General features: G+C 72.1%; 18 protein-coding genes. 7 read left to right on the forward strand and 11 right to left on the reverse strand.

The genetic code is table 11. From position 1 onward, the window contains the following. Positions 1–12: 12 nt before the first annotated feature. Positions 13–1620, reverse strand: coding sequence for an AMP-binding protein (locus OG206_RS06205; protein ID WP_327113041.1), 1608 nt, complete (start codon positions 1618–1620; stop codon positions 13–15). Beyond that, positions 1617–3293 (reverse strand): AMP-binding protein, encoded by a 1677-nt coding sequence (locus OG206_RS06210; protein ID WP_327113043.1) that lies wholly within the window; start codon positions 3291–3293, stop codon positions 1617–1619. Before OG206_RS06210 ends, OG206_RS06205 begins: the two co-directional genes overlap by 4 nt. Positions 3294–3396: 103 nt before the next feature. On the opposite strand from OG206_RS06210, the gene OG206_RS06215 reads away from it, so the two are divergent. Next, positions 3397–4248 carry a response regulator transcription factor gene (locus OG206_RS06215; protein WP_327113045.1) on the forward strand — a complete coding sequence of 284 codons (852 nt, stop codon included), beginning with the start codon at positions 3397–3399 and terminating at the stop codon, positions 4246–4248. Positions 4249–4299: 51 nt separating this feature from the next. On the opposite strand, the gene OG206_RS06220 is transcribed toward OG206_RS06215, so the two are convergent. After that, a complete protein-coding gene (locus OG206_RS06220; protein WP_327113047.1) occupies positions 4300–5418 on the reverse strand; it encodes a winged helix DNA-binding domain-containing protein in 1119 nt (372 codons plus the stop codon). Between the two features lie 104 nt (positions 5419–5522). On the opposite strand from OG206_RS06220, the gene OG206_RS06225 reads away from it, so the two are divergent. Then, complete coding sequence (locus OG206_RS06225) at positions 5523–6392, forward strand: DMT family transporter (protein WP_327113049.1); 870 nt, start codon at positions 5523–5525, stop codon at positions 6390–6392. Between the two features lie 5 nt (positions 6393–6397). On the opposite strand, the gene OG206_RS06230 is transcribed toward OG206_RS06225, so the two are convergent. From OG206_RS06230 to OG206_RS06240, 3 genes are all read right to left on the reverse strand, one after another. Beyond that, positions 6398–7429, reverse strand: coding sequence for a glutathione S-transferase family protein (locus OG206_RS06230; RefSeq protein ID WP_327113051.1), 1032 nt, complete (start codon positions 7427–7429; stop codon positions 6398–6400). After that, positions 7426–8922 carry an MFS transporter gene (locus OG206_RS06235; protein ID WP_327113053.1) on the reverse strand — a complete coding sequence of 499 codons (1497 nt, stop codon included), beginning with the start codon at positions 8920–8922 and terminating at the stop codon, positions 7426–7428. The genes OG206_RS06230 and OG206_RS06235 overlap by 4 nt, the downstream gene beginning before the upstream one ends. Positions 8923–8994: 72 nt before the next feature. Then, positions 8995–11052 carry a TerD family protein gene (locus OG206_RS06240; protein WP_327113055.1) on the reverse strand — a complete coding sequence of 686 codons (2058 nt, stop codon included), beginning with the start codon at positions 11050–11052 and terminating at the stop codon, positions 8995–8997. 171 nt (positions 11053–11223) lie between these two features. Here OG206_RS06240 and OG206_RS06245 point away from each other — a divergent pair, with 171 nt between their 5' ends. Beyond that, a complete protein-coding gene (locus OG206_RS06245; RefSeq protein ID WP_327113057.1) occupies positions 11224–11628 on the forward strand; it encodes a VOC family protein in 405 nt (134 codons plus the stop codon). 202 nt (positions 11629–11830) lie between these two features. After that, positions 11831–14245 carry an endonuclease/exonuclease/phosphatase family protein gene (locus tag OG206_RS06250; RefSeq protein ID WP_327113059.1) on the forward strand — a complete coding sequence of 805 codons (2415 nt, stop codon included), beginning with the start codon at positions 11831–11833 and terminating at the stop codon, positions 14243–14245. 57 nt (positions 14246–14302) lie between these two features. Here OG206_RS06250 and OG206_RS06255 read toward each other — a convergent pair whose 3' ends face one another. From OG206_RS06255 to OG206_RS06265, 3 genes are read right to left on the reverse strand one after another with little or no spacing between them, the layout of a single operon-like run. Continuing rightward, positions 14303–15217: an alpha/beta fold hydrolase gene (locus OG206_RS06255; protein WP_327113061.1), complete on the reverse strand. Its 915-nt coding sequence runs from the start codon at positions 15215–15217 to the stop codon at positions 14303–14305. Between the two features lie 17 nt (positions 15218–15234). Next, positions 15235–16509: a beta-ketoacyl-[acyl-carrier-protein] synthase family protein gene (locus OG206_RS06260; protein WP_327113063.1), complete on the reverse strand. Its 1275-nt coding sequence runs from the start codon at positions 16507–16509 to the stop codon at positions 15235–15237. Beyond that, a complete protein-coding gene (locus OG206_RS06265) occupies positions 16506–16739 on the reverse strand; it encodes an acyl carrier protein (protein ID WP_327113065.1) in 234 nt (77 codons plus the stop codon). The genes OG206_RS06260 and OG206_RS06265 overlap by 4 nt, the downstream gene beginning before the upstream one ends. A gap of 242 nt (positions 16740–16981) precedes the next feature. Between OG206_RS06265 and OG206_RS06270 the strand changes: the two genes are divergently transcribed. The 3 genes from OG206_RS06270 (at position 16982) to OG206_RS06280 (ending at position 20607) form a co-directional block, all read left to right on the forward strand. Beyond that, positions 16982–17425 carry a nitroreductase family deazaflavin-dependent oxidoreductase gene (locus tag OG206_RS06270; protein ID WP_327113067.1) on the forward strand — a complete coding sequence of 148 codons (444 nt, stop codon included), beginning with the start codon at positions 16982–16984 and terminating at the stop codon, positions 17423–17425. A 276-nt stretch (positions 17426–17701) separates the two neighbouring features. Further along, on the forward strand, positions 17702–19249 hold the full coding sequence (locus tag OG206_RS06275; RefSeq protein ID WP_327113069.1) for a peptidoglycan recognition protein family protein: 1548 nt from the start codon (positions 17702–17704) through the stop codon (positions 19247–19249). Positions 19250–19773: 524 nt separating this feature from the next. Further along, complete coding sequence (locus OG206_RS06280; RefSeq protein WP_327113071.1) at positions 19774–20607, forward strand: DUF3626 domain-containing protein; 834 nt, start codon at positions 19774–19776, stop codon at positions 20605–20607. A 74-nt stretch (positions 20608–20681) separates the two neighbouring features. On the opposite strand, the gene OG206_RS06285 is transcribed toward OG206_RS06280, so the two are convergent. Both OG206_RS06285 and OG206_RS06290 read right to left on the reverse strand, forming a co-directional pair. Then, a complete protein-coding gene (locus OG206_RS06285) occupies positions 20682–24365 on the reverse strand; it encodes a S8 family serine peptidase (RefSeq protein ID WP_327113073.1) in 3684 nt (1227 codons plus the stop codon). A gap of 175 nt (positions 24366–24540) precedes the next feature. Beyond that, positions 24541–25680, reverse strand: a complete 1140-nt coding sequence (locus tag OG206_RS06290) for an XdhC/CoxI family protein (protein WP_327113075.1) — start codon at positions 25678–25680, stop codon at positions 24541–24543. Between the last annotated feature and the right edge of the window lie 28 nt (positions 25681–25708).

Raw genomic sequence — 25708 nt, forward strand, 5'->3', positions numbered from 1 at the left:
ACGGCTCCGGTCCTAGGCGCCGTAACCCTCCCGCAGTTCGATCTTCCGGACCTTGCCGCTCACCGTCATCGGGAACGCGTCCAGGATCCGCAGCGCCCGCGGGACCTTGTAGTGGGCCAACTGCTCGCGGCAGTAGGCCGCCACCTCGTCCAGGGTCGGCGGATCGGCCGGGTCACGGGGAATCACGCAGGCCAGGATCTCCTCGCCGTACACGGCGTCCGGCACGCCCACGACCTGCACGTCCGCGATCTTGGGATGGCCGTAGAGGAACTCCTCGATCTCGCGCGGATAGACGTTCTCACCCCCGCGGATGATCATGTCCTTGATCCGGCCGACGATCTGGACGTATCCGTCCTCCCGCATCACCGCGAGGTCCCCCGTGTGCATCCACCGCCCCGCGTCGACGACCTCGGCGGTCCGCTCCGGCTGGTCCCAGTAACCGAGCATGACGCTGTACCCACGGGTGCACAGCTCACCAGCCGCACCGCGCGGCAGCGTCACCCCGGTCGCGGGGTCGGTCACCTTCACCTCGATGTGCGGCATCACGCGGCCGACCGTGCCCGTGCGGCGTTCCAGATCGTCGTCCCGGCGCGTCTGGAGGGACACCGGGGAGGTTTCCGTCATGCCGTAGCAGATCGACACCTCCTCCATGTGCATCTCCGCGACGACCCTCTTCATCACCTCGACCGGGCAGGGCGAGCCGGCCATGATCCCGGTGCGCAGCGAGGAGAGATCGTACGAGGAGAAACCGGGGAGGTCCAGCTCCCCGATGAACATGGTGGGCACACCGTAGAGCGAGGTGCAGCGCTCCTGCTGCACGGCGGCCAGCACCGCGGCGGGTTCGAAGGACGGGGCGGGGATCACGATGCAGGCACCGTGCGAGGTGATGCCGAGGTTCCCCATGACCATGCCGAAACAGTGGTAGAACGGCACCGGCAGACAGACGCGGTCGTGCTCGGTGTAGGCGACCATCTCCCCCACGAAATAGCCGTTGTTGAGGATGTTGTGGTGCGAGAGCGTCGCACCCTTGGGGAAACCCGTGGTGCCGGAGGTGTACTGGATGTTGATCGGGTCGTCACAGGACAACTCCGCCTCCCGCGCGGTGAGCTGCTCGACGCTCACCGCGTCCGCCGCCCGTGTCAGCTCGTCCCAGGACGGGTCGCCGATGTAGTGGACGGCCCGCAGCCCGGGGCAGTCAGCGCGGACCTGGCCGACGAGCGCCCGGTAGTCGCTGGTGCGGTGGGTGAGCGAGGCGATCAGGAGGGAGACCCCGGCCTGGTCGAGCACGTACTTCAGCTCGTGGGCCCGGTAGGCGGGATTGATGTTCACCATGACGGCGCCGATGCGGGCCGTGGCGTACTGGACGAGGACCCACTCCGGGCAGTTGACCGCCCAGATGCCGACCCGGTCGCCCCTGGCCACCCCGGACGCCATCAGCCCGCGGGCCAGTTCCTTCACGGCGGCCCCGAACTCGGCATAGGTCCAACGGCGTCCGGACACCACGTCGACCAGGGCCTCCCGCTCCGCGAAGGCGGCGACGGCGCGGTCCAGGTTCCGTCCGATCGTGTCGCGGAGCAGCGGGGTGTCACGGGTGCCGTGCGCGTAGGACAGCTCACTCATCGCAGGTCTCCCTCGTCGTACTCGGTGCCGGTGCCCCGGGCGGTGCGCTCCCGCAGTTCGATCCTGCGGATCTTGCCGGAGACGGTCTTCGGCAGTTCGGCGAACTCGAGCCGGCGGACGCGCTTGTACGGAGCGAGGACCGCCCGCGAGTGCTCGAACAGTGCCTTGGCCGTGGCCGGTCCGGGCTCCCAGCCCTCGGCCAGCACGACGTACGCCTTCGGGACGGAGAGCCGGACGGGATCGGGGGCGGGCACCACCGCGGCCTCGGCCACCGCCTCGTGCTCCAGCAGGGCGCTCTCCAGCTCGAACGGCGAGATCTTGTAGTCCGACGCCTTGAACACGTCGTCGGCCCGGCCCACGTACGTGATGTAGCCGTCCTCGTCCCGGGAACCGATGTCGCCGGTGCGGTAGTAGCCGCCCGCCATCGCCTCGGCGGTGCGCTCCGGATCGCCGTGATAGCCCGTCATCAGCCCGACGGGGGCGTGCGACAGGTCGAGCGAGATCTCGCCCTCGGCCGCGCCCGGCTCCCCGGAGACGGGGTCGAGCAGGACGACGTCGAAACCGGGGCTGGGCCGTCCCATGGAACCGGCCTTGAGCAGCTGTCCCGGGGTGTTGGCGACCTGCACGGCGGTCTCCGTCTGGCCGAAGCCGTCGCGGATGGTCACGCCCCACGCCCGCCGGACGCTCTCGATGACCTCGGGGTTCAACGGCTCACCGGCCGCGACGACCTCGCGCGGCGGGGTCTTCAGCTGTCCGAGATCGGCCTGGATGAGCATCCGCCAGACCGTCGGAGGGGCGCAGAAGCTGGTCACGGACGAGCGGTCCATCTCCGCCATCAGCCGGGTGGCGTCGAACCGGGTGTAGTTGAAGATGAAGACGGTGGCCTCGGCGCTCCACGGTGCGAAGAGGTTCGACCAGGCGTGCTTCGCCCAGCCGGGCGAGGAGATGTTCAGGTGCACGTCTCCGGGCTTGAGGCCGATCCAGTACATCGTGGACAGGTGGCCGACCGGATAGGAGACGTGGGTGTGTTCGACCAGCTTCGGGCTCGCCGTGGTCCCGGAGGTGAAGTAGAGCATGAGGGGCTCGTCGGCGTCCGTGGGCCGGTCCGCGGTGAAGTCCTCCGGCACGTGGTCGGCCCCACTGTAGGAGAGCCAGCCGTCGACGTCGGCGCCCACGGCGATCCGCGTGTAGCCACCGGGCACCTCGTCGAACTTCGCGGTGTCCTCGGCCCGTACGAGCACGTGGCGGACCCGGCCGCGCTCCACCCGGTCCCGCAGGTCGAGCGGTCCCAGCAGCGGGGTCGCCGGGATGACGACGGCGCGCAGTTTCATCGCCGCCAGTGCCGTCTCCCACAACTCGACCTGGTTGCCGAGCATGACGAGGACGCGGTCGCCCTCGGACACCCCCTGCTCCCGCAGCCAGTTCGCGGCCTGGGCGGATCGGGCGGCCATGCGGGCGAAGGAGACCTCGGTGCGCCCGCCGTCCTCCTCCACGATGTACAGGGCGGTGCGGTCGTTGCCCTCGGCGATGACGTCGAACCAGTCGAGCGCCCAGTTGAAGTGGTCGGGCCTGGGCCAGCTGAAGCCCTCGCAGGCCGCGGTGTAGTCCTCGCGGTGCTCGATCAGGAAGTCCCGGGCCGCCCGGAACGTCTCCGTCGCACTGGTTGCCGGCATGTGCCCTCCTCGTTGCGGACGCGTCCTTTAGCATCATGTAAACAGTGACCCGGATCTCACCACCCCCGGACGGGGGTACGGCCGGAAGGGCGGGGACATCGGCGTGCCGGACACGGGCGAGGCGACGGAGCTGCGGGCGGCCCTGCTGAGGCTGCGCCGCACCAGTGGTCTGCCGGTGGTGTTCGGCGGCCTGCTGTCCGACACCCGCCACGCGCGCATCGCGGAGCTGAGCGGGGCGCAGACCCCCGCGTTGCGCGGGCTCGTCATCTCGGCGGGCAGCGGGCTCGGAGGCAAGGCGATGGCCCTGTCCAGGGCGTGCGCGGTCACCGACTACAGGGCGTCCCGTCACATCAGCCACGAGTACGACACCGCGGTCGCCGCCGAGGGGCTGCGTTCGGTGGTCGCCGTGCCTGTCGTCGTGGGCCGCACGGTGCGGGGCGTGCTGTACGGGGCGCTGCGCGAGCCCCTCGCCCTGGGTGACCGCACGTTCGACGTGGCGGTGTCGGCCGCCCGGGACGTGGAACAGGCCCTGGCCGTCCGCGACGAGGTGCAGCGGCTCCTCGCGTCCACCCGGCAGCGGGCCGCCGAGAGCGACGAGCGGCCCGGCACCTGGGAGGACGTGCGCGAGGCGCACCGCGACCTGCGTGCCCTGGTCCCGAAGGTCCTCGACCCGGTGCTGCGCGACGAACTGCTCGCCGTGTGCGGCCGGCTCGCCTCGGCGGGCGGGGGCGGGGCGGGCACGGACTCCGCCGTCCGGCGGGTGCGGCTGGCGCCGCGCGAGGTCGACGTGATCGCGTGTGTCGCCTCGGGCACGACGAACGGAGCGGCCGCCGAGCGGCTCGGCCTGCGACCGGAGACGGTGAAGAGCTACTTGCGGTCGGCGATGCGGAAGCTGGGGGCGCACACCCGGCTGGAGGCGGTGGTGGCCGCGCGCCGCGCGGGGCTGCTGCCCTGAGAGCCGGCCGGGGCCCTCCGCGCCCCGGGCGACGTACCGTTCCCGCGGGTGTCAGCCGCCGAAGTCGATGAAGGTGCCGAAGCGGACGTCGTGGGCCGGCGCCGTGGACATCACCATCAGCATCTCGACGGCCTCCCGCGTGATCTCCTCGCGCGCGGACGGTGTGAGGGTGCCCAGCGCCTGCACGGTGACGACCGCGTCGTCCGCCGTCTCGTCCAGGCGCCAGAGGGCCGCCAGGAAACCGTCGGCCAGGACGGTCCCGTAGGACTGGTTGCCCACGCCGTTGCGCCCCTTGAACGCGGGCGGGATGATCCGCGTCCGGTCGGCGTGGCCGAGCAGTACGTTGTCGAACTCGGGCAGGAACCGGGGCGGCGCCGGCGTGGCGGGGTCGGGGCGGGGAGCGTCGGGCAGGTCGAAGAGCTCGGTTCCACGCTCGTCGCGGAAGGTGACGAGCCGGGGGCGCAGCCGTTCGAAGACCTCTCGCATGCGGGTGAGGCCAGCCCACGTCTGCATGTCCTTCACGGACGCCGGTCCGAAGGCGCCGAGGTAGCGCAGGACCGTGGCGTCGGGCGACGCCGCCTGCTCCGGCGGCCTGCCGAGCCAGTGTTCGACGGTCGTCAGGGCGACCTGTCCGCTGCGCCCCCACAGTCCGCGGGGGGTCACCTGGACCAGCGGAAGGCGGCAGCGCGCGGCCACCGCCAGGGCCCTGGGGTCGGCGTCCGGCCAGTGCTCGAGCAGCTCTTCCCGCAGCTCCTTCATGGTGCGCGGCCGTTCCTCGACGAGCTCTGCGGCGAGCGCGGCCAGCCGCTCCAGGTCCACGCCGGTGAGCCCGCGCCGGAATATGTTCAGCTCCCGGTCGCGCGCCTGCTGGACGAGGGGCCGCAGCGTGAGCGCGTCCTCGGCCGTGTGGGTGTGGATGGTGGAGCGCAGGGTGACGATCCTGACCACCTCACGGGACTCCATCAGCCCCGAGAGCTCCGCCGGGTCGAAGCCCCGCAGCCGTGCGAACAGCTGGAAGTACGGAGGCCGGGTGTTCTGCGCCTGCAGGCCCACGAGCGCGCCGACGGCCTCCTTCGCGGGCACGGGCGAGCGCCTCAGAAGCAACTGGCGTTCCAGCGTGGCCCTGTTGAGCGCGCGGTCGGAGAGCACGGGAGCGTTGTGGGCGGCCATGGACCGCAGGTTACGCGGGCCGGGGTGCGGCGGTCCGGAAACGGCGACACTCGCGCGGTCCGCGGCGCCGCGGACCTGGGGGTCCGGGCCCTCATGATGGGGCGGTGATCAGTGTCCTGTTCGCCGTCCTGACCGCGCTCAGCAACGGCTCCGCCTCGGTCCTCCAACGCCGTGCCGCCCTCGACGTGCCCGACAGCGAGGCGATGCACCTGTCGCTCATCCGGCATCTGCTGCGCCAGAAGGTGTGGCTCGCCGGGATCGCCCTCGTGGTCGTCGCGGCCGTCTGCCAGGCCGTGGCGCTGGCCACGGGGCCCATCGCCGTCGTCCAGCCGATCTTCGTGATCGAGCTGCCCGCGACCCTGCTGATCGCCGGGTTCGTGCTGCGGACCCGGATGCCGGGTGCGGTCTGGGCGGGCGTCGCCGCCGTGACGGTCGGACTCGCCGTGGGCATGATCGCCGCATCGCCGGTCGGCGGCAGCGACGACGTGCAGGACACGGCCTGGATCCCGGCCCTGGTGGCGACCGTGATCTTCGAGGCCGTGCTGATCGGCACCGCGCTCAGCACGTCGGGCAACACGAGGGGCGCCCTCCTGGGACTCTCCGCCGCGTGCGGCTACGCCCTTACGGCCGCGCTGATGAAGGACGCCATGAGCAGGCTCGACGCCGACGGCGTACCCGGCCTGCTCACCGCGTGGCAGCTCTACGCCACGGCGGTGGCCGGGGTGGGCGCGCTGTTCCTCCTGCAGAACGCCCTCCAGGCCGGCACCCTCGTGGCGGTGCAGCCGATGCTGACGCTGGGGGACGCGCTGATCAGCATCGCGTACGGTCTGACCCTGTTCGGGGAGTCGATCCGCACCGGGTGGTGGCTGGTGCCCGAGCTGGCCGGACTGGCCATGATCGCCGTCGGCTGCGTGGCCCTGGCGCATTCCCCCCTGGCGGTGGGGGGGCCGCAGCCCCCGCCCCGGGTGAAGTGAGACGGTCAGGGGCGCCCGGCGGCGGGGACCTCCTCGCCGGCCGGCACCGTCCCGGGCGGGGTCCCGTCGCCGAACGGCCGGCCGCCCAGCTGCTCCCGGTGGTGCGGTGTCAGCCAGCCCGACAGGTCCGGTCCCAGCGGCACGATGCCGGTCGGGTTGATGCCGGTGTGCACCTGGTAGTAGTGCCGCTTGATGTGGTCGAAGTCGACGGTGTCGCCGAAGCCGGGGGTCTGGTAGAGGTCGCGTACGTACGCCCACAGGACGGGGTCCTCGGACAGTTTCGCGCGGTTGCACTTGAAGTGGCCGTGGTACACGGGGTCGAAGCGCACCAGCGTGGTGAAGAGCCGGATGTCCGCCTCGGTGATGGTGTCGCCGACGAGGTAGCGCCGGTCCGTGAGCCGCTCCGAGACCAGGTCGAGGCGCCGGAAGAGCCCGGTGAAGGCGGCCTCGTACTCGTCCTGCCCACTGGCGAATCCGGTGCGGTAGACGCCGTTGTTGACGTCCCGGTAGATGCCCTCCATCACCGTGTCGATCTCGTCGCGCAGCGGCTCCGGGTAGAGGTCGGGTGCCCCGGGCCGGTGCAGCTCGGTCCATTCGGTGGCCAGGTCCAGCGTGATCTGCTGGAAGTCGTTGGTGACCAGGGACTTGGTAGGCACGTCGACGATCGCGGGCACGCTGACCCCGCCGGGGTAGCCCTGTTCCCGCGCGTCGTAGGCCTCGCTCAGGTAGCGGTGTCCGAGCACGGGGTCCCTGCCTCCCTCGTCGAGGGTGAAGCGCCAGCTGCGGTCGTCCTGGATGGGGTCCGTGACGGCCAGTGAGAGGACGGGCTCCAGGCCGAGCAGGCGCCGCGAGACCAGTGCACGGCTGGCCCAGGGGCAGGCCCGGCTGACGACGAGCCGGTAGCGCCCGGCCTCGACGGGCCAGCCGTCCCGGCCGTCGGCGGTGATCCGGTCGGCGAAGTGGCTGCGGGAACGCTTGAACGGCTTGTGGCCGTACGCGGTGTTCCCGTCCTTCTCCCCGGCGCTCGTGTCGTTCATCGTCTGCTCCTCAGCTGGTCGGTGGCGTGGGACTCCGCTGCGCGCTTCTTCTCCCGCCTGCCCGCTCCCACGTCGGCCAGCGCCACGACCAGGGCCGCGAGGACGAAGGCGACCGAGACGAGGAGCCCGTGGTCGTACGCCGACGCCCAGTTGCCCGGGCCCAGCCGTGCGAAGAAGACCGAGCCGACGGCGGCGATGCCGATGGCCGATCCGACGCGCTGACTGGTCTGGAGGGTTCCGCCCGCACTGCCGGCGTTGTGCACCGGAACCCTGGAGAGGGTGAGGGTCTGGTTGGGGGCGATGACGAGTCCGCTGCCCAGGCCCGCGAGCAGCAGCGGTGCGGCCATGGCGAGCCCGGCGCCCCGGCCCGGGACGAGGTGTGCGGCCAGCGCGGTGAGGCCGAGTCCGGCCGCGACCATCGTGAGCCCCACGACGATGAGGGGCCGCCCGAAGCGGCCCACCAGCCGTCCGCCGATGCTCGCGGAACCGCCGGCGCCGAGGGCGAACGGGGTGATCGCGAGGCCGGCCTCGAGTGCGCTGTAGCGCAGCCCGGACTGGAGGTAGAGCGTGCTGATGAAGAAGATCGAGGTGAATCCCGCGAAGTACAGAAGGATCATCAGGCAGCCGAGCCAGAAGGACCGCAGCCGGAACAGCGCCAGGTCCAGGACCGGCTGGACCCCGCGTCCGGCGCAGCGGGACTCCCAGGCGACGAACGCGGTGAGCAGGACGATGGCCACCGGCACGAGCAGCCACTTGTCGTCGCCCGGCCACTGCTGGGCCTGGACGAAGGGCAGCAGCAGGACGAGGACTCCGCTGCCGAGCAGCAGTACGCCGACGGGGTCCAGGTCGCGGGGCCGAACCCGGGTGGCGGACGGCGTGTCGGGGAGCAGCCGCCGGGCCAGCACGAGGCAGACGGCGCCGATCGGCAGATTGACGTAGAACACCCACCGCCAGCCTTCCTGGGCCCCCGCCGTCTGGATCAGGAGCCCGCCGAGGAGGGGGCCGACGGCTGTGGAGATGCCGACGACGGTCCCGAACATCCCGAAGGCGCGGCCCCGCTCGCGTCCGGAGAACATCTGCTGGATCAGCGCGGAGATCTGCGGCGAGAGGAGTCCGCCCGCCGCTCCCTGGAGCAGCCGTGCGACGACGAGCCAGAGGCTGGACTGGGCGGCGCCGCATGCTGCCGACGCCAGGGTGAAGAGGGTCAGCCCTGCCATGAACACGGCGCGGCGGCCCCGGGCGTCACCCAGTCGCCCACCGGGGATGAGGACCAGCCCGAAGGCGAGCGCGTAGCCGGACAGCACCCACTGGAGGTCGGACTCCGGGGTGTCGAGCCCCTCCTTGATGGACGGCAGCGCCACGTTGACGATGGACACGTCCAGGAGCGTCATGAAGCCCGCCACCAGGCAGACCGCGAGGGCGCGCCAGCGGCGGGGGTCGGAGGCCCCGGGCCCGGAAGTGGCTGTGTCCCGGTCCCCCGCGCTCGCTGCCATGGTCCGCACCCTAGGCCGCGGTACGCCCATCACGGCCCCGGGCGCGCCGTGGCACGGGGCCGCGTGCTTCTGTCAGCCGCGTTCCTCGAACGTCCAGCGGCCCATGGTCCTGATCTGGAGGTAACCGGTGGGCATCCGCTGGAGGCCGCCGCCGATGCTCACCCTGCGCACGGGTTCGAGCCGCTCGTCGAGTGCCCAGACGACGAGCACGTCGAGCCCTCCGCAGGGTTCGTGGCGGAGGATGACGTCGGTCTCCGGCCCGGAGTGGTGGACGACGCCGTACCCGTGGCCGGACACCGAGCGGCCGAACGCGGGGGCCTCCTGAAGGGGCGTCGGCTCGATGTGCCAGCCGGTGTGGTCCGGGGCGTTGACCAGGAGGTAGCAGTGACCCGCGCCCGACACCCACAGGGGCCCGACGGCGGGGCGGCGGCGGCCGCCGGTGTCCGCGCACACGACGGTCCTGCCGTGCGCCTGCACCGTGCGGATGGCCAGCCGGTCCTCGTCGCCGGTGAGTCTTCGCAGCCCGAGCAGCGCGGGCGGCCCCGCGTAGCGGAACACCTCGCTGCCGGTGCCCTGCACGGGACCGGTGAGCGCGGGGGCCGTCTCGACGGGGAGCAGGCTCAGCCGCCAGTCGACGGCGTCCTCGATCCCGAGGACCACCTCGCTCTCGCCGTTGCGGAACAGCAGGGTCCTGCCACGTGCGCCGTCCTGGCTGCCGCGCAGGAGCTGCTCGCCGTCGCCGTACTCGTCGATGATCCGGACCGTGTGACCGAACACCGATCCGTCGCTGTCGATGGCGTAGTCGAGGAGGGCGGGCCGGCCGGGGGCGGGATTGGAGAGCGTGACGCTGCCCCGGCCACGGCCGGTGTGGACGCCCGCCGCCTGTGCGGCCGGGTCGGGTACGGGCAGGGGCCGGACGCCGAGGGACCAGGGGCCGTCCGCCTCGACACGCAGCAGCAGGGGGCCGTCCGGGATCGGCACGGTGCGGCGCACCGTGCCGATCCCGTTGATGAGCGGGTCCCCGATGTCGGGTCCGGGGTTCCGGGCGGGTACGACGCACCGGACGGCGAAGGAGCCGCCGTCGTCCTCGTCGCCGAAGTGCGCCGCGTCCACGTCGGCGGCGGTCCCGTGGTACACCAGCACCTCGGGACCGTTGCCCTGGACTCCGTCGGTGAGGTGCCGGGCGGCGGAGACCGGCTGGACGACCAGGGTCCAGGCGTCGTCGGCCTCGACGCGCAGACGCAGCGCGTGCTCAGCCGTGTGGTGGATGAGTACCCGCCCCCGGAAACCCGGGACGGTCGTGTCGAAGAGGAGCTCGTCCTCCCGGTTGCGCGCGTCGAGCGTGTGGGTCGCGAAGTAGCCGTCGCCCTCGTGCCACGCCTCGACCACGACCGGTCCGCGCCCGATGGGCTCGTGGACGGTGACGACGTCGCCGCCCCTGCCCCGGCGTACGACGGGAGCGAACTCCGGACCGAAGGCGAACGGGACCGGGGTCTGCGGTGGGCGCGGGGCCGTGGGCCGGGCCGATGCGGACGGGGCGTGCGGCACCGGGGGCCGCGGAGCCGGGGGCTGCGGAACCGGCGCCGGGGGCTGCGCGGGGGTGCCCTCCTCCACGGTGATCCCGAAGTTTGTGGCGAGACCGGCGAGTCCGGAGGCGTAGCCCTGGCCCACGGCGCGGAACCTCCATCCGCCGTCACGCCGGTAGAACTCCCCCAGGACGAAGGCCGTCTCCGTGGCCGCTTCCGTGACCGAGCAGGACACCACCGTCGCCCCGTCCGGCGTCATGCCCTGCAGGGCGAGGTCCGCCACCTGCCCGAAGACACCGCCCTCGCAGGAACCCGCCACCACCAGACGCCGCACCGCGGGCTCGATCCGCGGGAGGTCGATCTCCAGCCACTCGGCGATCCGCCCGTCGCCCTCCACCGTGCCCATGTGCCGGACGGTGCCCGACGGATGGACCGGCTGGTTGTAGAAGACCAGGTCCCGGTCGCCACGGACCTTTCCGTCCTCGTCGAGCAGCAGGACGGACGCATCCACCACGGGGCCGCCGGAGATGTGGCGGCGGCAGACAGCCACACGGAGCGGCGCGGCAGGCACGGGGGTGTTGGCGCCCTTGGCTATACGGGTCATCCCTTCATGCTGCCAGTGAAGATATGGTGAAGTCGATGGGTTGAAATCGCGAAGACGATCAGGGACGCCCCACGAACCCTCTCCGCTTCGCGCTCAGCAACTCGACTACCCAGCAGGTACGTTGTGACGCACACCCGGCGTGTGACGCCTCATCGGGGGTACCGATGGAGCATGACTGTCGGGAAAACGAGTGTTCTGGTCCTGGACTGCGCCGAGCCGTTGGAGCTCGCGGACTTCTATGCGTCCCTCCTCGAAGCGGAGACGCGCATCGGCAGCGATCCCGACTTCGTCGAGATCGTCGGCAACACCGGGGTCCACCTGGCCGTACGCCGCGACCACGGCTACGCGCCGCCGAGTTGGCCGCGCCCGGAGGACTCCCAGCAGGCCCATCTGCGCATTCTGGTGGACGCGGGGGACATGGACGAGGCCGAGCGCGAGGCGATAGGACTCGGAGCCCGGCCCGTGGACACGGGCGACAGCAACAGCGGCCCGCGCGACGTCCGCGTCTACACCGACCCGGCCGGACACTCGTTCTCCCTGTCCGTCTACCCGGCCCGCGCCCCGGAGAGCCGTTGACCGGGAGGCGCGGACCTGCGGAGACGCCGGTGGCGTCAAGGGTCCCCTGACGCCGCCGCGACGCAGTGACGGGCACCGACCGAGACCGAAATCCCGTCCGAAAGGCGGGCGATGACGTCCGGAATTAACCTCGGGTCTCTTGCCACGACCGGTCTACGCGCATAGCTTTTGGCCCCTCACCACACATTTGGGGGCAGTTCCCGTGCACATAGTCAGACCCGGCTCCGCCCTGCTGGCCACCGCCGTCGCCGTGACCCTTTCGGTGACCGCGCTGCCCGCCGCCTTCGCGGCACCGTCGTCGTCGGCCGTCATCGCGGAGGTGTACGGCGGCGGAGGCAACTCCGGTGCGACGCTCACCCGCGACTACATCGAGCTGGCCAACGCCGGCGGGAGCGCCTTCGCCCTGTCGGGCTTCAGCGTCCAGTACCTGCCGGGGACCCCCTCCGCCGGATCGCTGTGGCAGGTCTCCGCGCTGTCCGGCACCGTCGCGCCCGGCGGCCGCTACCTCGTGGCCCAGGCGGCGGGCACCGGTGGCACGGTGGCCCTGCCGGCCCCCGACGCGACCGGCAGCGTCGCGATGTCCGCGGCGAGCGGCACTGTCGCGCTCGTCTCCGGCACCACGCCGCTGACCTGCAAGACCCCGGCGGAATGCGCCGCCGACACCCGAATCGTCGACCTCGTGGGCTACGGCTCCGCTGTCGTCCGCGAGGGCAGCGGCCCGGCGGCGGGTGCCTCCGCCACAGCCTCCGTGGCACGTGGCACGGCCCTGGCGGACACGGACGACAACGCCGCCGACCTGACCGCGGGCGCCCCGACTCCGGTCAACGCGGCCGGCGAGACCTCCGGCGGCACGGGCCCCGGCGAGCCCGGCGGACCGACCGAGCCGGGCACCGTACGGGTGCACGACATCCAGGGCACGACCCGCCTCTCCCCGCTCGCGGGACAGCCGGTGACCGGTGTCCCCGGCGTCGTCACGGGCGTGCGGACCACCGGATCGCGCGGCTTCTGGATCCAGGACACCGCGCCGGACGCCGACCCGCGCACGAGCGAGGGCGTGTTCGTCTACACCGGTTCCGCGGCACCGGCGGTCGCCGTCGGCGACTCGGTCCTGGTCAGCGGCAAGGTGGCCGAGTACTACCCGGCCACCGGCGCGCAGTCACTGACCCAGATCACCGCCCCGCTCGTCACGGTCCTCTCCTCAGGCAACGTGCTGCCCGACGCGGTCGTGCTCGGCGCCTCCTCGGTACCGGACGCGTACGTGCCCACGGCCGGCGGCGGGTCGATCGAGGCGCTGGCCCTGGACCCGTCGGCATACGCCCTGGACCTCTACGAGTCGCTCGAGGGCGCCCGCGTCACGATGGCGGACACCCGGGTGACGGGGGCGACGACCGCGTACGCCGAGGTGTGGGTGACGGTGAAGCCGGGGGAGAACCCCACGCGGCGCGGCGGCACGCTCTACGCCTCCTACGAGGACCAGAACACCGGCCGCCTCAAGGTGATGTCGCTGGACGCGGCGCGGCCCGTCCCGGTCGCCGACGTGGGCGACGTGCTGACCGGCAGCACCACGGGCGTCGTCGACTATGCCTCCTTCGGCGGCTACAACGTCCAGGCCACCGAGCTCGGCGCGCTGAAGGACAACGGCCTGAAGCGCGAGGTGACGCGCAAGCAGAAACGCAAGGAGCTGGCCGTCGCCACGTACAACGTGGAGAACCTGGACGCGGGCGACGCGCAGGACAAGTTCGACACGCTCGCCCGGGGTGTGGCCGCCGGTCTCGCGGGCCCCGACGTCGTGTCGCTGGAGGAGATCCAGGACGACAACGGGGCGGTCGACGACGGCACCGTGGGCTCCGAGGCAACTCTGAAGCGGTTCACGGACGCGATCGTCGCGGCGGGCGGCCCGCGCTACTCCTGGCGCTATGTGGCCCCGCAGGACGGCAAGGACGGCGGTGAGCCCGGCGGCAACATCCGTAACGTCTTCCTCTTCAACCCCGGACGGGTCGACTTCGTGGACCGCCCGGGCGGTGACGCCACCACCGCGGTGGCGGCGGTCAGGACCAGGAAGGGCGCCACCCTCTCCGTCTCTCCCGGCCGGATCAACCCCACGAGCACGGCCTGGGACAGCAGCCGCAAGCCGCTGGTGGGCGAGTTCCGCTTCCGCGGTGAGCCGGTCTTCGTCATCGCGAACCACTTCGCGTCCAAGGGCGGCGACCAGTCCCTGCACGGCCGCTACCAGGAGCCGGCACGCAGCTCCGAGACGCAGCGCGTACGGCAGGCGGCGGAGGTCAACACCTTCGTCACCTCGCTGCTGGAGGCGGACAAGTCGGCCCGGGTGGTCGCCCTGGGCGACCTGAACGACTTCGCGTTCTCCCCCACCATGAAGGCGCTGACCAGCGGCAAGGTGCTCAAGCCGCTCATCACGACGCTGCCCGTGGGCGAGCAGTACAGCTACGTGTACGACGGCAACTCGCAGACGCTGGACCACATCCTGACCAGCCCCGCGGTGCGTCGCTTCGACTACGACGTGGTGCACATCAACGCGGAGTTCGCCGACCAGGCGAGCGACCACGACCCGCAGATCGTGCGGATCGACGTGAAGGGCCACGGGCACCGGCACTGACGCCCCCGGGTGGCGGCCCCACGGGGCCGCCACCCGGCCCGGTCTCCCGGCCGGGCTTCACGCGGGGGAGGGTTCCGCGGCGGCCGGCGCCCCGTGCTGGTGCGGGAGAAGGGCCGCGGCGTGTTCGAGCGGCCGGTCGGTGAAGAAGCGGGTCACCAGGGCGGCGACCTCGTCGGACCGCTCCAGCACGACCCAGTGGTCGGACTCCGGCAGGGTGAGGAAGCGGCTGCCCTCGATCGTGGCGGCGAACTCCCGCTGCAGTCCGGGCGAGGTGACCGTGTCGTGCTCCCCCGCGAAGACCAGGGCCGGTACGCCCGAGAGCCCGCCGGAGAAGTCCGGCCGGTCGCCCAGCGCCCGCCGCAGCGAGTCGGCGGCGTGCCCGGAGTGGGCGAGTGCGTGCAGGAACGACCTGCGGACGTAACGCCGTGCCAGCTCCCTGCGGTGCACGGGACGTTCCGGGTCCAGGCACATCAGGCCGTCGGCGGCCAGCGCCGCGAAGCCTTCCGCGTCACCCTCCGCCAGTGCCGCCGTGGCACGGTGCCAGTAGTTCCGGCGCTCATCACCGATGTGCACGGGCACTCCTCCGAGGACGAGCCGGGCGACACGCCCCGGATCGTGCTGTGCGTATCCGAAGGCGAGGGCGGCGCCGTAGGAGAAGCCGAAGAGGTTGATCCGCGACGCCCCCAGGTCGTCGACGATCGCGCCGACCGCGGCGCGCAGGACCGGGGCGCTGGGGCCGGGCGGCAGGGGGTCCGCCGTGCCCATGCCCGGCAGGTCGGCGGTCACCACGTCGGCCAGCGGGCCCAGATGGTCGTCCATCTGCGGCCACCCGAACATGCCCTGGAGCGCGCCTCCGATGACGAGGACCGGCTCGGTGCCCGGCCGTGCGCCCCCGGCCGGGTCGCGGGGCATGACCCGGTAGGCGAAGCGCACTCCGTCCACGGTCAGGGACCGGATGATCTCCTCGGGCATGGTGTCCTCGTCTTCTGTCAGGCCCTGGTGAGCACGAGTGCCGCGTTGTGTCCGCCGAAGCCGAGCGACGTCTTGACCGCGCACTCGAACGAGGCGTGCCTGGCCTCCTTGCTCACCACCTCGACGGGGATCGCGGGGTCCGGGGCGTCGAGGTTCGCGGTCGGCGGGACGATCTGGTGCTGCAGCGCGAGGACGGTGAGCGCCGTCTCGATGCCTCCGGCGGCGCCCAGGGTGTGCCCGGTCATGGCCTTCGTCGATGTGACGAGAGGGCCCTCGCCGAGGACGCGGCGGAGCATCGTCGTCTCGATGATGTCGTTGGCGACGGTCGAGGTCCCGTGGGCGTTGACGTGTCCCACGTCCGGGGCGTCGATGTCCGCGTCGGCCAGTGCGGTGCGCAGTGCCCGCTCGATGCCGAGCCCGTCGGGATCGGGCGCGACGGCGGAGTGGGCGTCGCTGGACGCCCCGTAGCCGGCGACCCGGGCGCGGACCGTGGCACCGCGGGCCCGGGCGTGCTCGGGGTGCTCCATGACGAGGAGGCCTGCGCCCTCGCCGACGACGAACCCGTCGCGGTGCGAGTCGAAGGGGCGGCAGGCGGCCTGCGGGTCGTCGCGGCGGGTGGAGACGGCACGCATCTGGCAGGCGCTGGCGATCAGCAGGCGGGACAGGACCGATTCGGCGCCGCCCGCGACGACGATGTCGCAGGCACCGGTGCGGAGCATCTGGTGCGCGGTGCCGATGGCCACCGTCCCCGACGAGCAGGCGGTGGAGACCGCCTGGCTCGGCCCGTGCACGCCCAGGTCCATGGCGACACTGCTGGCGGCGCCGTTGACGACACTGAGCGGCGCGAGCTTCGGCGAGACCCGCCGTGCTCCGCGCTCGGTGAGGAGGGTGTGCTGCTCGTCGTAGAACGGCAGTCCGCCGTGGGCGGAACCGATGACGACGGCCACTCTGCCGCTGTCCCAGACCGAGGGGTCGAGGCCCGCGTCGGCGACCGCCTCGCGGGCCGCGATGACGGCGAGCTGTGAGAACCGGTCCATCAGCCTCTGCGCCGCGACGCCCAGGACCGCCTTCATGTCCAGGCCGCTCACGGTGTACATGAAGTCGCAGGGAAGTCCCGCGAGTTCGGGGAGGTGCGGCACCGACGGGGCGAGCGCGGTGTCGCACACACCTCGCCAGGCCGCTTCGGCTCCCACTCCGGCGGCGGTGACCAGGCCGACGCCGGTGACCGCCGCGCTGAAGGGCTGGATACCCGGCCGGGCGGGCCGCCGCGCGAACGGCCCCCGCCCCGTCACGCGCCGGCCTTGCCGGTGACGGCCGCGACCAGATGGCCGACCGTGTCGCGCGAGGACAGGACGACGTCCTCCAGGTCGATCTCCATGCGGTCCTCGATGAGCAGCCTGAGCTCCTCCAGGGCAAGGGAGTCCAGGCGCAGCTGACGGAGCGGCACTTCGGGCCGGATGTCCCGCGGATCGGTTCCGAACCTGGTGACGAGCAAGGCGCTGATCTCTTCCGAGGTGCTCATGGGGACGCTCCTCCGCTCTCGGTACGCGGTGACGCCGGCCGCGTGGTGGGTGAGATGGCCATCGGGGACGCCGGCTGCTCGGGAGGGACCCTTTATACGCCTTCGCGGCCGGATTTCCGCGCCCCGTTCCCCCGTGAGGAGGGAGGCCGGGCAGGTGTGCGATTCCGACGCGCGGCGGGGACGGGTGACACCATGGGCACGGACGTACGGACAGGACGACGGCACCGGAGGACGGCGAAGCCATGACGCAGCAGCGGCGCGACGGAGAGATACAGGTCAGCCCGGCCAACTGGGTCGCGAAGCAGGCCGAGTTGTACGAGGCCTCGGGCGGGACGAAGGGAACCACCCAGCTCGGCGTGCCCTGCCTGCTGCTGGACTACGTCGGCAGGCGCAGTGGCACCCTGCGACGCACGGTCCTGATGTACGGGCGCGACGGGGACGACTATCTGATCGTCGGATCGAACGGGGGCTCCGACCGGCACCCGCTCTGGTACCTGAACCTGCTGGCCGACCCCGCGGTCGACGTCCGCGTGGGCACCGAGCGTTTCCCGGCCCTCGCCGAGGCGCTCCCGCCCGGGGAGAAGGAACGGGTGTGGCCGCACCTGGTGGAGGTCTTCCCCCGGTACGCCGAGTACCGCGCGAAGACCGACCGCGAGATCCCGGTGGTACGGCTGCGGCGACGCTGACCCGCATCCGGGGCCGAGGGACCACGTGCCCAGCAGGGGGCAGGCTCCCGGGCCGTCACCTTCCCGGAACGCGCCGGCCCGCAGGAGCGGCCGGCCCCCGAGAGCGCCGCAAGCCAGCTCCCGGCAGGCAACTCCATTGGAGTGAAGGGGTTTTGGACACGCGAACAGCGTCGTTGTCATGCCCTGACCAGAAGCATAGCCTGTGCGGGCTCGACGGCCCCGGCCCACCCCACCCCGGCCCGCGGTCGCCCTCTCCCCCACGAACCAGGAGCAGGTATGCCCCGACGTCCCGCCGGCCACACCCGTGGACGCGCAGCCGTACTGGCCCCATTCACGGCCACCGTCCTCCTCGCCACCGGCCACCCGGCGACCGCCGCCCCCGCGGGCATGTCCATGAACGCTGCCCTGACACGGGCCGCCGAGGCGTACGGCGTACCGCGCGACCTGCTCGCCGCCGTCGGCTACGGCGAGACCCACCTCGACGGACACTCCGGACGCCCCAGCCAGGACAACGGCTACGGGGTGATGCACCTCGTCAGCAACCCGGTCAGCCACTCCCTCGAAAAGGCCGCAGCGCTCACGGGCGAGTCCACCGCCGACCTGCGCCGGGACACCGGGACCAACATCCTGGGCGGCGCGGCCGTGCTGCGGGACCACGCCGACGCGCTGGGCCTGGAGAAGTCGGAACGGGCCGACATCAACGCCTGGTACCCGGCGGTCGCCCGCTACAGCGGCGCCGACGGTTCCATCGCCGCCCTCTACGCGGACACCGTCTACACTTTCCTCGCCGAGGGCCTGCGGACCACCGTGCAGGGCGGCGAACGCGTCTCGGTCACCTCCCGCCCGGTCGCGCCCGAGAAGGGCCCGCTGGCCAAGGCCGACGTCACCGCACAGAGCCCCGACTACTCCCCGGCCCTGTGGGTGGCCGCCAATTCCGCCAACTACGCCACTGGCCGTACGGCGACGATCGACAAGGTGGTCATTCACGTCGCCCAGGGCTCGTACGCCGGAACCATCAGCTGGTTCCAGAACGCGACGTCCAAGGTCAGCTCCCATTACGTCGTCCGCTCCTCGGACGGGCAGATCACCCAGATGGTGCGCGACAAGGACACCGCCTATCACGCGAAGACCGCCAATCCCTCGGCGCTCGGCATCGAGCACGAGGGCTTCATCGACGACGCGTCGTGGTTCACCGACCCGATGTACCGCTCCTCGGCCGCCCTGACCGCGTACCTCTGCGACCGGTACGGCATCCCCAAGGACCGGTCGCACGTCATCGGGCACAGCGAGGCTCCCGGAAACGACCACACCGACCCGGGCGCCAACTGGAACTGGACCTACTACATGCAGCTGGTCGGCGGGTCCGGCAGCAGCAGCGGGAGCGACGGCCTGACCTTCGGCTCCTACACGACGCAGTCCGCGGGATCGACCGGCGCCCAGGTCAAGGCAGTGCAGACGCTGCTCAACCAGCAGGGTTACGAGGCGGGAACCGTCGACGGCGCCTTCGGGGCCGCCACCACGAGCGCCGTCCGGGCCTTCCAGACCGCGCGCGGCCTCTCCGCCGACGGCGTGGTCGGCGCGAAGACCTGGACCGCGCTGCTCTCCGCCGGCACCACCGAGACGCTGGTCAAGGGCGGCTCAGGTGACGCCGTGAAGCGGGTGCAGCGGGCACTGACGGCGGCGCTGGGCAGAACGGTGGCCGTCGACGGGGCCTTCGGCACCGCGACGGACACGGCCGTGCGCGCCTACCAGAGCGCACGCGGTCTCACCGCCGACGGCAGCGTGGGCCCAGACACCTGGGCGGCGCTGCAGTCCGGTCGCTGACCTCGGGTCGTTCGTTCGGATCAGGCTGGATCAGGCCACCAGGGCACGCGACCCCCGCATGATCCAGACGAGAGGGCCGGGACGGCTCGGTGCCGGCACCAGCTTCCCTGCGGCCGGGCGCCGCGCACCCGGCGAAGACACCCGCACCGACAGCACCCCCGGCCCACCCCCCGCGCTCCGGAGCGCACCCGGACGGCCCGGGTGCGCCTTCCGCCGGTGCCCGGTCTCGGGAATTCTGGGCCCTGCCGGCACCGGGCCGGTGGAAACCAGGGGGCGGTCGCACATGGCTCGTACGCAGTCCGCATGCGGAGCAATCACCCAGAAGGGCACTCGCTGCCGACGGCTGGCGATGAAGGACGCGTCCCGGTGCGACCGGCACCGGGGCGACTGGTCCACGTACACCGTCGCACGGCGGAAGGCGAAGGCGCGGGCAGCCCGTCGGAGCTGACGCCGGGGGGAGGGGCTGCGCGCGGGCGGACCCGGAGTCCGGGCAGACGGAGCCGGAGTTGGGGCAGACTGTGCCGATGAGCGTCGACGATCCGCCCGCGCCTGCCCTCGCCCACGACCACGTGGCGTCGCTGTCGAGGGGAGCACCTCTCGACCCCTCCCTGCGGGTGACACTGAACTTCCACCCGGACCGTGTCAGTGGTGGCCGCACAATCCTGGACGGACTCGCCGGCGACGGCTTCTACCTGTCCCAGTTCGTGACGGGCACGAGCAACGGCGGGCTCACCGCCCGTCCCGGCGGTGACCGGTGGCACTGGGAGAGCCGGATCTTCCGTGGCGCCTACGACCGCGCGCACGCTCACGAGCGCCCCGTCTACGGTGCGCTGAACTTCCGGCGCCATGCCTTCGGTGCGGCCCCACGGTTCGGTTCCGCTCACTTCAGACTGACCGCCCCGGCGCTGGCGCGGTCCACGTACTGCTACCCGGACAGCGCCGCCGAACCGTCCGACTTCGGCGTGGCGGCGACCGGGAGCAGGCTCGTCTCGCTCGCCGAGACGGACGACAGGGACGCCCTCGACGACTACGTCGAGGCACATGTGCACGGCCCGGTCCGGCTCGACCGTCATGTGGAGGCTGTGGTCCTCGATCCGTGCTTCAGAGGCACGGCGGTGGAGGAGGCCGCGTCCCGGCTGCCGTTCCCGGTGGAGTGGCACGGCGGATTCCGGCTCTCCGCCGTAGAGTTGGGGCGTCATCCGGAATACCGGGGCCAGGAGTACGTCGAACTGGGCGCGTCGCTCGCGGTCGACGGCTTCCTCGACCCGCGGATGATCGGCGAGGCCGCCCGCCGGAATCTGTACGACCCGCAGGACCTGAAGAAGGTGTGGCACTGTCTGGCGCGCTTCGGCCGCTGAGTGATCACGGCAGCGAGGGGGTTGCGCATCCCGTGCCGGGACGCACAACCCCCTCGGTCAGTCCGCAGGGCGGGTCACTTCAGGCCGAAGGCCTTGATGATCTCCTGCTCGACGGTCAGGCCGGCGGGACCCGTCGCACGGACCTTGAGCGACACCGAGGACGCGCCCTTCGCGGGCGTCCGCAGCTTGGCGGTCCACTCCCCCGAGGAACTCCTGCGCAGCTCCACCGCGTTCCAGTTCCCGCCCTCGTCGTAGCTGACGGACAGTGCGGCGCCGGTCGCCTTGACCGCGCCGTCCAGCCACGCCTGGGTGCCGGACTCCAGTCCGACCTTTACCCACGTGCCGGCCCTGACGTCACCCGCGAGGTCGGTGTCCACGTCGTAGTCGAGCTGCAGCAGCGGAATGTCGGCCTGTTCGGTGCCCTCCGGCAGGGCGCCGGACAGGAAGTTCCACTCCGTGTGCGTCCGTGTCGACGTCTTCCACGTGACGTCGTCCCGGGCCGAGTCGATGACGAGCCGGTACGGAAGCTTCTCGGCCGGCAGGTCCCAGGCGTTGCCCGCCCTGCCCGCACCCTTCTTGATCAGCTTCTCGCCCTGGTAGAAGGCGTACGACGTGGTGTCGTACTCGTCCGCGGGCATCGAACCGGAGTGGCCCTCGCCCGAGTCGGTCCACGGCGTGATGTTGAACTGCACGTCGTTGTAGGCGGTACGGAACGGCCCCCAGTAGGCGGTGCCGAGCCGGGGCCCGACCACCGGGGCGAACCACTCGTCGCGGTAGGTGCGGCCCGCCGTGTAGTCGAGCTCGGCGCTGCGCATCTCCTGGGCGGTGTCGCTCGCGTCGGCGTTCAGCACGGAGTGGTTCTCGTACCAGAAGGACGCGCCCGGCAGCGGGTTGACCCACTCGGTGCGGGTGCCCGGGAACTTCTCGTACTCCTCGAAGCCGAGCCCCGGGCCGTAGTCCGGGATGTCGTAGCGGTAGCCGCCGCCGAGCGTCGCCTTGTGGCCGTAGAAGGTGTTCTCCACCGTGGCGAGTTGCCGGGCCGAGGGCGCGAAGGCCAGCGAGCGGTCCGGGATGGTGCCGTCGTGCCGGTCGACCAGGTCGTACAGGTAGTCCGCGTACTTCTTCTGGTCCAGGGTGACCTGCTTGCCTCGCTGTGCCGCCTTGATCAGCGTGGCGCCGGCGAGGCGCTGCACCGAGGCGACCGGGATGGTGGTCCGCTCGCCGTACGGGGCGTAGGACTCCATCGTGACCCCGCGGCCGTCGTTGACGACGAAGAGGGCCTTCGCACCGGCGGCGAGGGCGTTCGCCAGCCGCTCGGCGGGCGGGACGGCGTCGCTGCGCGTGATCACGACCGCCCTGCCCTTGACGCTGCGGCCCTCGTAGTCCGCCGCGGCGCCGTCGCCGGCGAAGACGGCCGTCAGTCTCTGCACGGTGTCCTCGGCGACGGCCGATCCGCCCTGCACGGTGACCGGGACGTCGTGGCCGTCGGCCGTCAGGTCGATCAGCTTCTCGCCCTGACGCCAGCGCGTCAGGAAGCTGAAGCCGCCCTGGGTGACCTTCTTCGTGGGGGCTGCCCACAGCTGGTCGTAGGTCAGCGGGATCTGGTAGGCGTCACGCTGGACCACGCCCTCGGGAGAGGTGCGGGCCATGTCGTAGCGCAGCTGCCGGGTCTCGGTCTCCTTCGGGGTGCGCACGCTGACCTTGCGGGCCTTCGAGGCGTCGAGGGTGACCGTCGTGGCCTTGTTCAGTATCGTCTCGGGGGCGGCGAGGAACGCCACGGCCTTGGAGTCGGCCCGGTCACCGTCGATGTCCGCGGACGTCCACGCGGTGTAGTTGCCCGGAGGCAGCCGCAGCGTGGTCTCGCCGGAGACCTGGACCAGGCCGAGCTGCGTGTCGCCGAGCGCGGCGAAGACGACGGTGCCGTCCATCGGCGCGCCGGAGCGGTCCCGCAGCCGGAGGGTCAGGTCGTGGAGCTCCTGTTCCTTGTACACGGCGAAACCGGTGTGGGCCAGCGTCGCGCCGGACGCGTCCTTGGCCACGACCTGGCCCGAGAACCGGGTGTCGTTCGCGACCTTCGACGGGTCGATCGAGAGGACGGCCTCGGCGGTGGATCCGGCCGGAACGGTCAGCTTCCGCGCCGACAGGGTGTACGCCTCGCCGTCCGTACCGGTGGACAGGTCGAGCGTGACGTCCTCGTCACCCGTGTTGCGGTAGGTGAGGGTGCGCTCGGCCACCGGGTCGGACGCGCTGTGCGGCCAGGAGTAGGCGGCGACCTCGACGGAGCCGGTGGCCTCGATCGTGGTGTCGACGGCCGCCTTCACGTCCAGCCGGCCGGTGCCCTGCTCGTACGGTGTGTAGCCGGGCAGCTCCTTCGAGGAGCTCATCAGCGCGTCCTTGATGCGCCGGCCGGACCACTCGGGGTGACGCTGTTTCAGGATGGCCGCCGCGCCCGCCACATGCGGAGTGGCCATCGACGTGCCGGACATCTGCTGGTACATGCCCTCGATGCCCGGGACCGACTGCGAGGCCGCGGCGTTGATGTCGACGCCGGGGGCGGACAGGTCGGGCTTCAGACCGTACGAGCGGACGAGCGGTCCCATCGAGGAGAAGGCCGCGCGCTCGTCGCTCTTGTCGACCGCGGCGACGGTGAGCGCCTCCGCGGCCGAGCCGGGCGAACCGATCGTGCCCGCGCCGTAGGCGTTGCCGGCGGCGATCACGAACAGCGGTCCTCCGTCGGCCGACAGCGCGTCCACCGCCTGCGACATCGGGTCGCTGCCGTCGTCGGGGGTGCTGGAGCCGAGGCTCATCGAGACGACGTCGGCTCCTTCGGCCTCCGCCCACTCCATGGCCTCGATGATGCCGGAGTCCGCGCCGGACCCCTGGTCGTCGAGGACCTTGCCGACGATCAGGTCGGCGCCGGGGGCGACACCCTCGTTGACCCCGTCCGACGCCGCGCCCGAGCCGGCGATGGTGGAGGCGACATGGGTGCCGTGGCCGTTCCGGTCGTCGACCTCCTCGCCCGGGACGAAGCTCCTGGACCGCCTGACGCGGTCCTTCACGTCGGGGTGGTCCGCGTCGATGCCGGTGTCCAGCACGGCGACGGTCGTGCCTTTGCCGTCGAAGCCGGCCGCCCAGGCCTGAGGGGCGTTGACCTGGGGCACGGAGTCCTTGAGCGTGGCCTCGACTTTGCCGTCGAGCCACAGCCTGGCTATCCCGCTGTCCAGCGAACGACTCTTCTCCGTGCGGGAGATGTCGCTCCAGAAGGCCCGGGCCTCGTCCTTGTCGGCCTTCAGCGCCGCGCCGTCGATCGAGTCGAGCCGGCGGACCGTGCTGCTGCCGTCCGGGGCCGCGGGCAGCGAACGTGCCTTGTCCGGCGGGTAGGTGGCGATCAGCGGGATGCCGGCCGAGTGCTGGTCGTCGTACCCCATCGCGATGAGAGCCGAGACGTTGAACAACCTGCGGTCCAGCTTGCCGGCCGCGAGGAGGGAGCTCGCCTCGTCGGGGATGACGTAGATGTCCTTCCCGGCCTGTTGCACGTGTACGCCGCCCCGCGCGCCGTCGGGGCGGTCCACGGTGACGGTGTCCTGATTTCCCGCGCCGTCCGCGAAGTGGACGACGTCGCCGGTGATCAGGGTGACGTCGTGATCGCGGACCTCGGAGCCGTGGCGGGCCCCGGCGGTCGACGGCTGGGGAGCGGCGGTGGCGGAGCCCGCCGCCGGGAGCACGGCCCCGCTCAGAAGCACGACCGAGGTCGCCATGAGCAGAGCCCTGCGTCCCGCGCGAGCGGGTCTCGCCCGACCGGGAACGGAGGAGAGGGAAAATGTCATGCAGCTGATCTACCGGTAAATCCGGGACTGCGGACGGCTTCGCCCCTGGCGTGAAACCGCCGTGGCGGCAACCCGCCCCGCGGTGACCAGCTGCTCGCTGACGCGATCAGGCCACCCGGACGAGCGGCCGTCCGTCCTCGTGGTGGATCGGGGTGTGCGCGCCCTTCAGGGGCAGTCCGCTGCCGCCGCGCCGGTCGGCGACGATCTCGGCGGCGATGGAGAGTGCGGTCTCCTCCGGCGTACGCGCTCCGAGGTCGAGCCCGATCGGCGAGTGGAGCGCGGCCAGTTGACGATCGGTGACGCCGGCTCCGCGCAGCCGTTCGTTGCGCTCCAGGTGGGTGCGGCGCGAGCCCATCGCGCCGACGTAGGCGACCGGGAGCCGCAACGCCAGTTCCAGCAGCGGGATGTCGAACTTGGCGTCGTGCGTGAGCACGCAGAGCACCGTCCGCGCGTCCACGCGGGTGGCGGCGAGGTAGCGGTGCGGCCAGTCGACGACGATCTCGTCGGCGTCCGGGAAACGTGCCGCCGTGGCGAAGACGGGCCGGGCGTCGCAGACGGTGACGTGGTAGCCGAGGAAACGGCCGGCCCGCACCAGGGCCGCGGCGAAGTCGATGGCCCCGAAGACGATCATCCGGGGCGGGGGGACGCTCGATTCGACGAGCAGCGTCAGGGGGCTGCCGCAGCGGGAGCCCTCGGCACCGACGGAGATCTGTCCGGTACGGCCGCCGTCGAGCATCGCGCGGGCCTCCGCGGCCGCGGTGCGGTCCAGGTCGGGGTGGCCTCCGAGACCGCCCTCGTGGGTGCCGTCGGGGTGGACGAGCAGGGGCCTGCCGAGCAGGCCGTCGGGCCCCTCGGTGACCCGGACGACCGCGGCCGCCCGGCCCGTCGCGGCGGCGGCGAGGGCGGCGGCGAACACCGGGCGCGCGGGGTCGTCCGCGCGCACCGGTGTCACCAGGACGTCGATGACGCCGCCGCAGGTCAGGCCGACCGCGAAGGCGTCGTCGTCGCTGTAGCCGAAGCTCTCACGGACGGTGGTGCCGTCCGCGAGGGCCTGCCGGCACAGCTCGTACACAGCGCCCTCCACACATCCTCCGGAGACCGATCCGATGGCCGTGCCGTCGCTGTCCACGGCGAGGGCGGCTCCCGGCTGCCGGGGCGCGCTGCCGCCGACGGCCACCACGGTGGCCACGGCGAAGGCGCGTCCCTGCCCGACCCACCGGTGGAGCTCTTCGGCGATGTCCAGCATGGCGTGTCTCCTTCTGCGTGCTGAGGTG

Origin of the sequence: Streptomyces sp. NBC_01341 (genome assembly GCF_035946055.1) — a bacterium.
Lineage (GTDB): Bacteria > Actinomycetota > Actinomycetes > Streptomycetales > Streptomycetaceae > Streptomyces.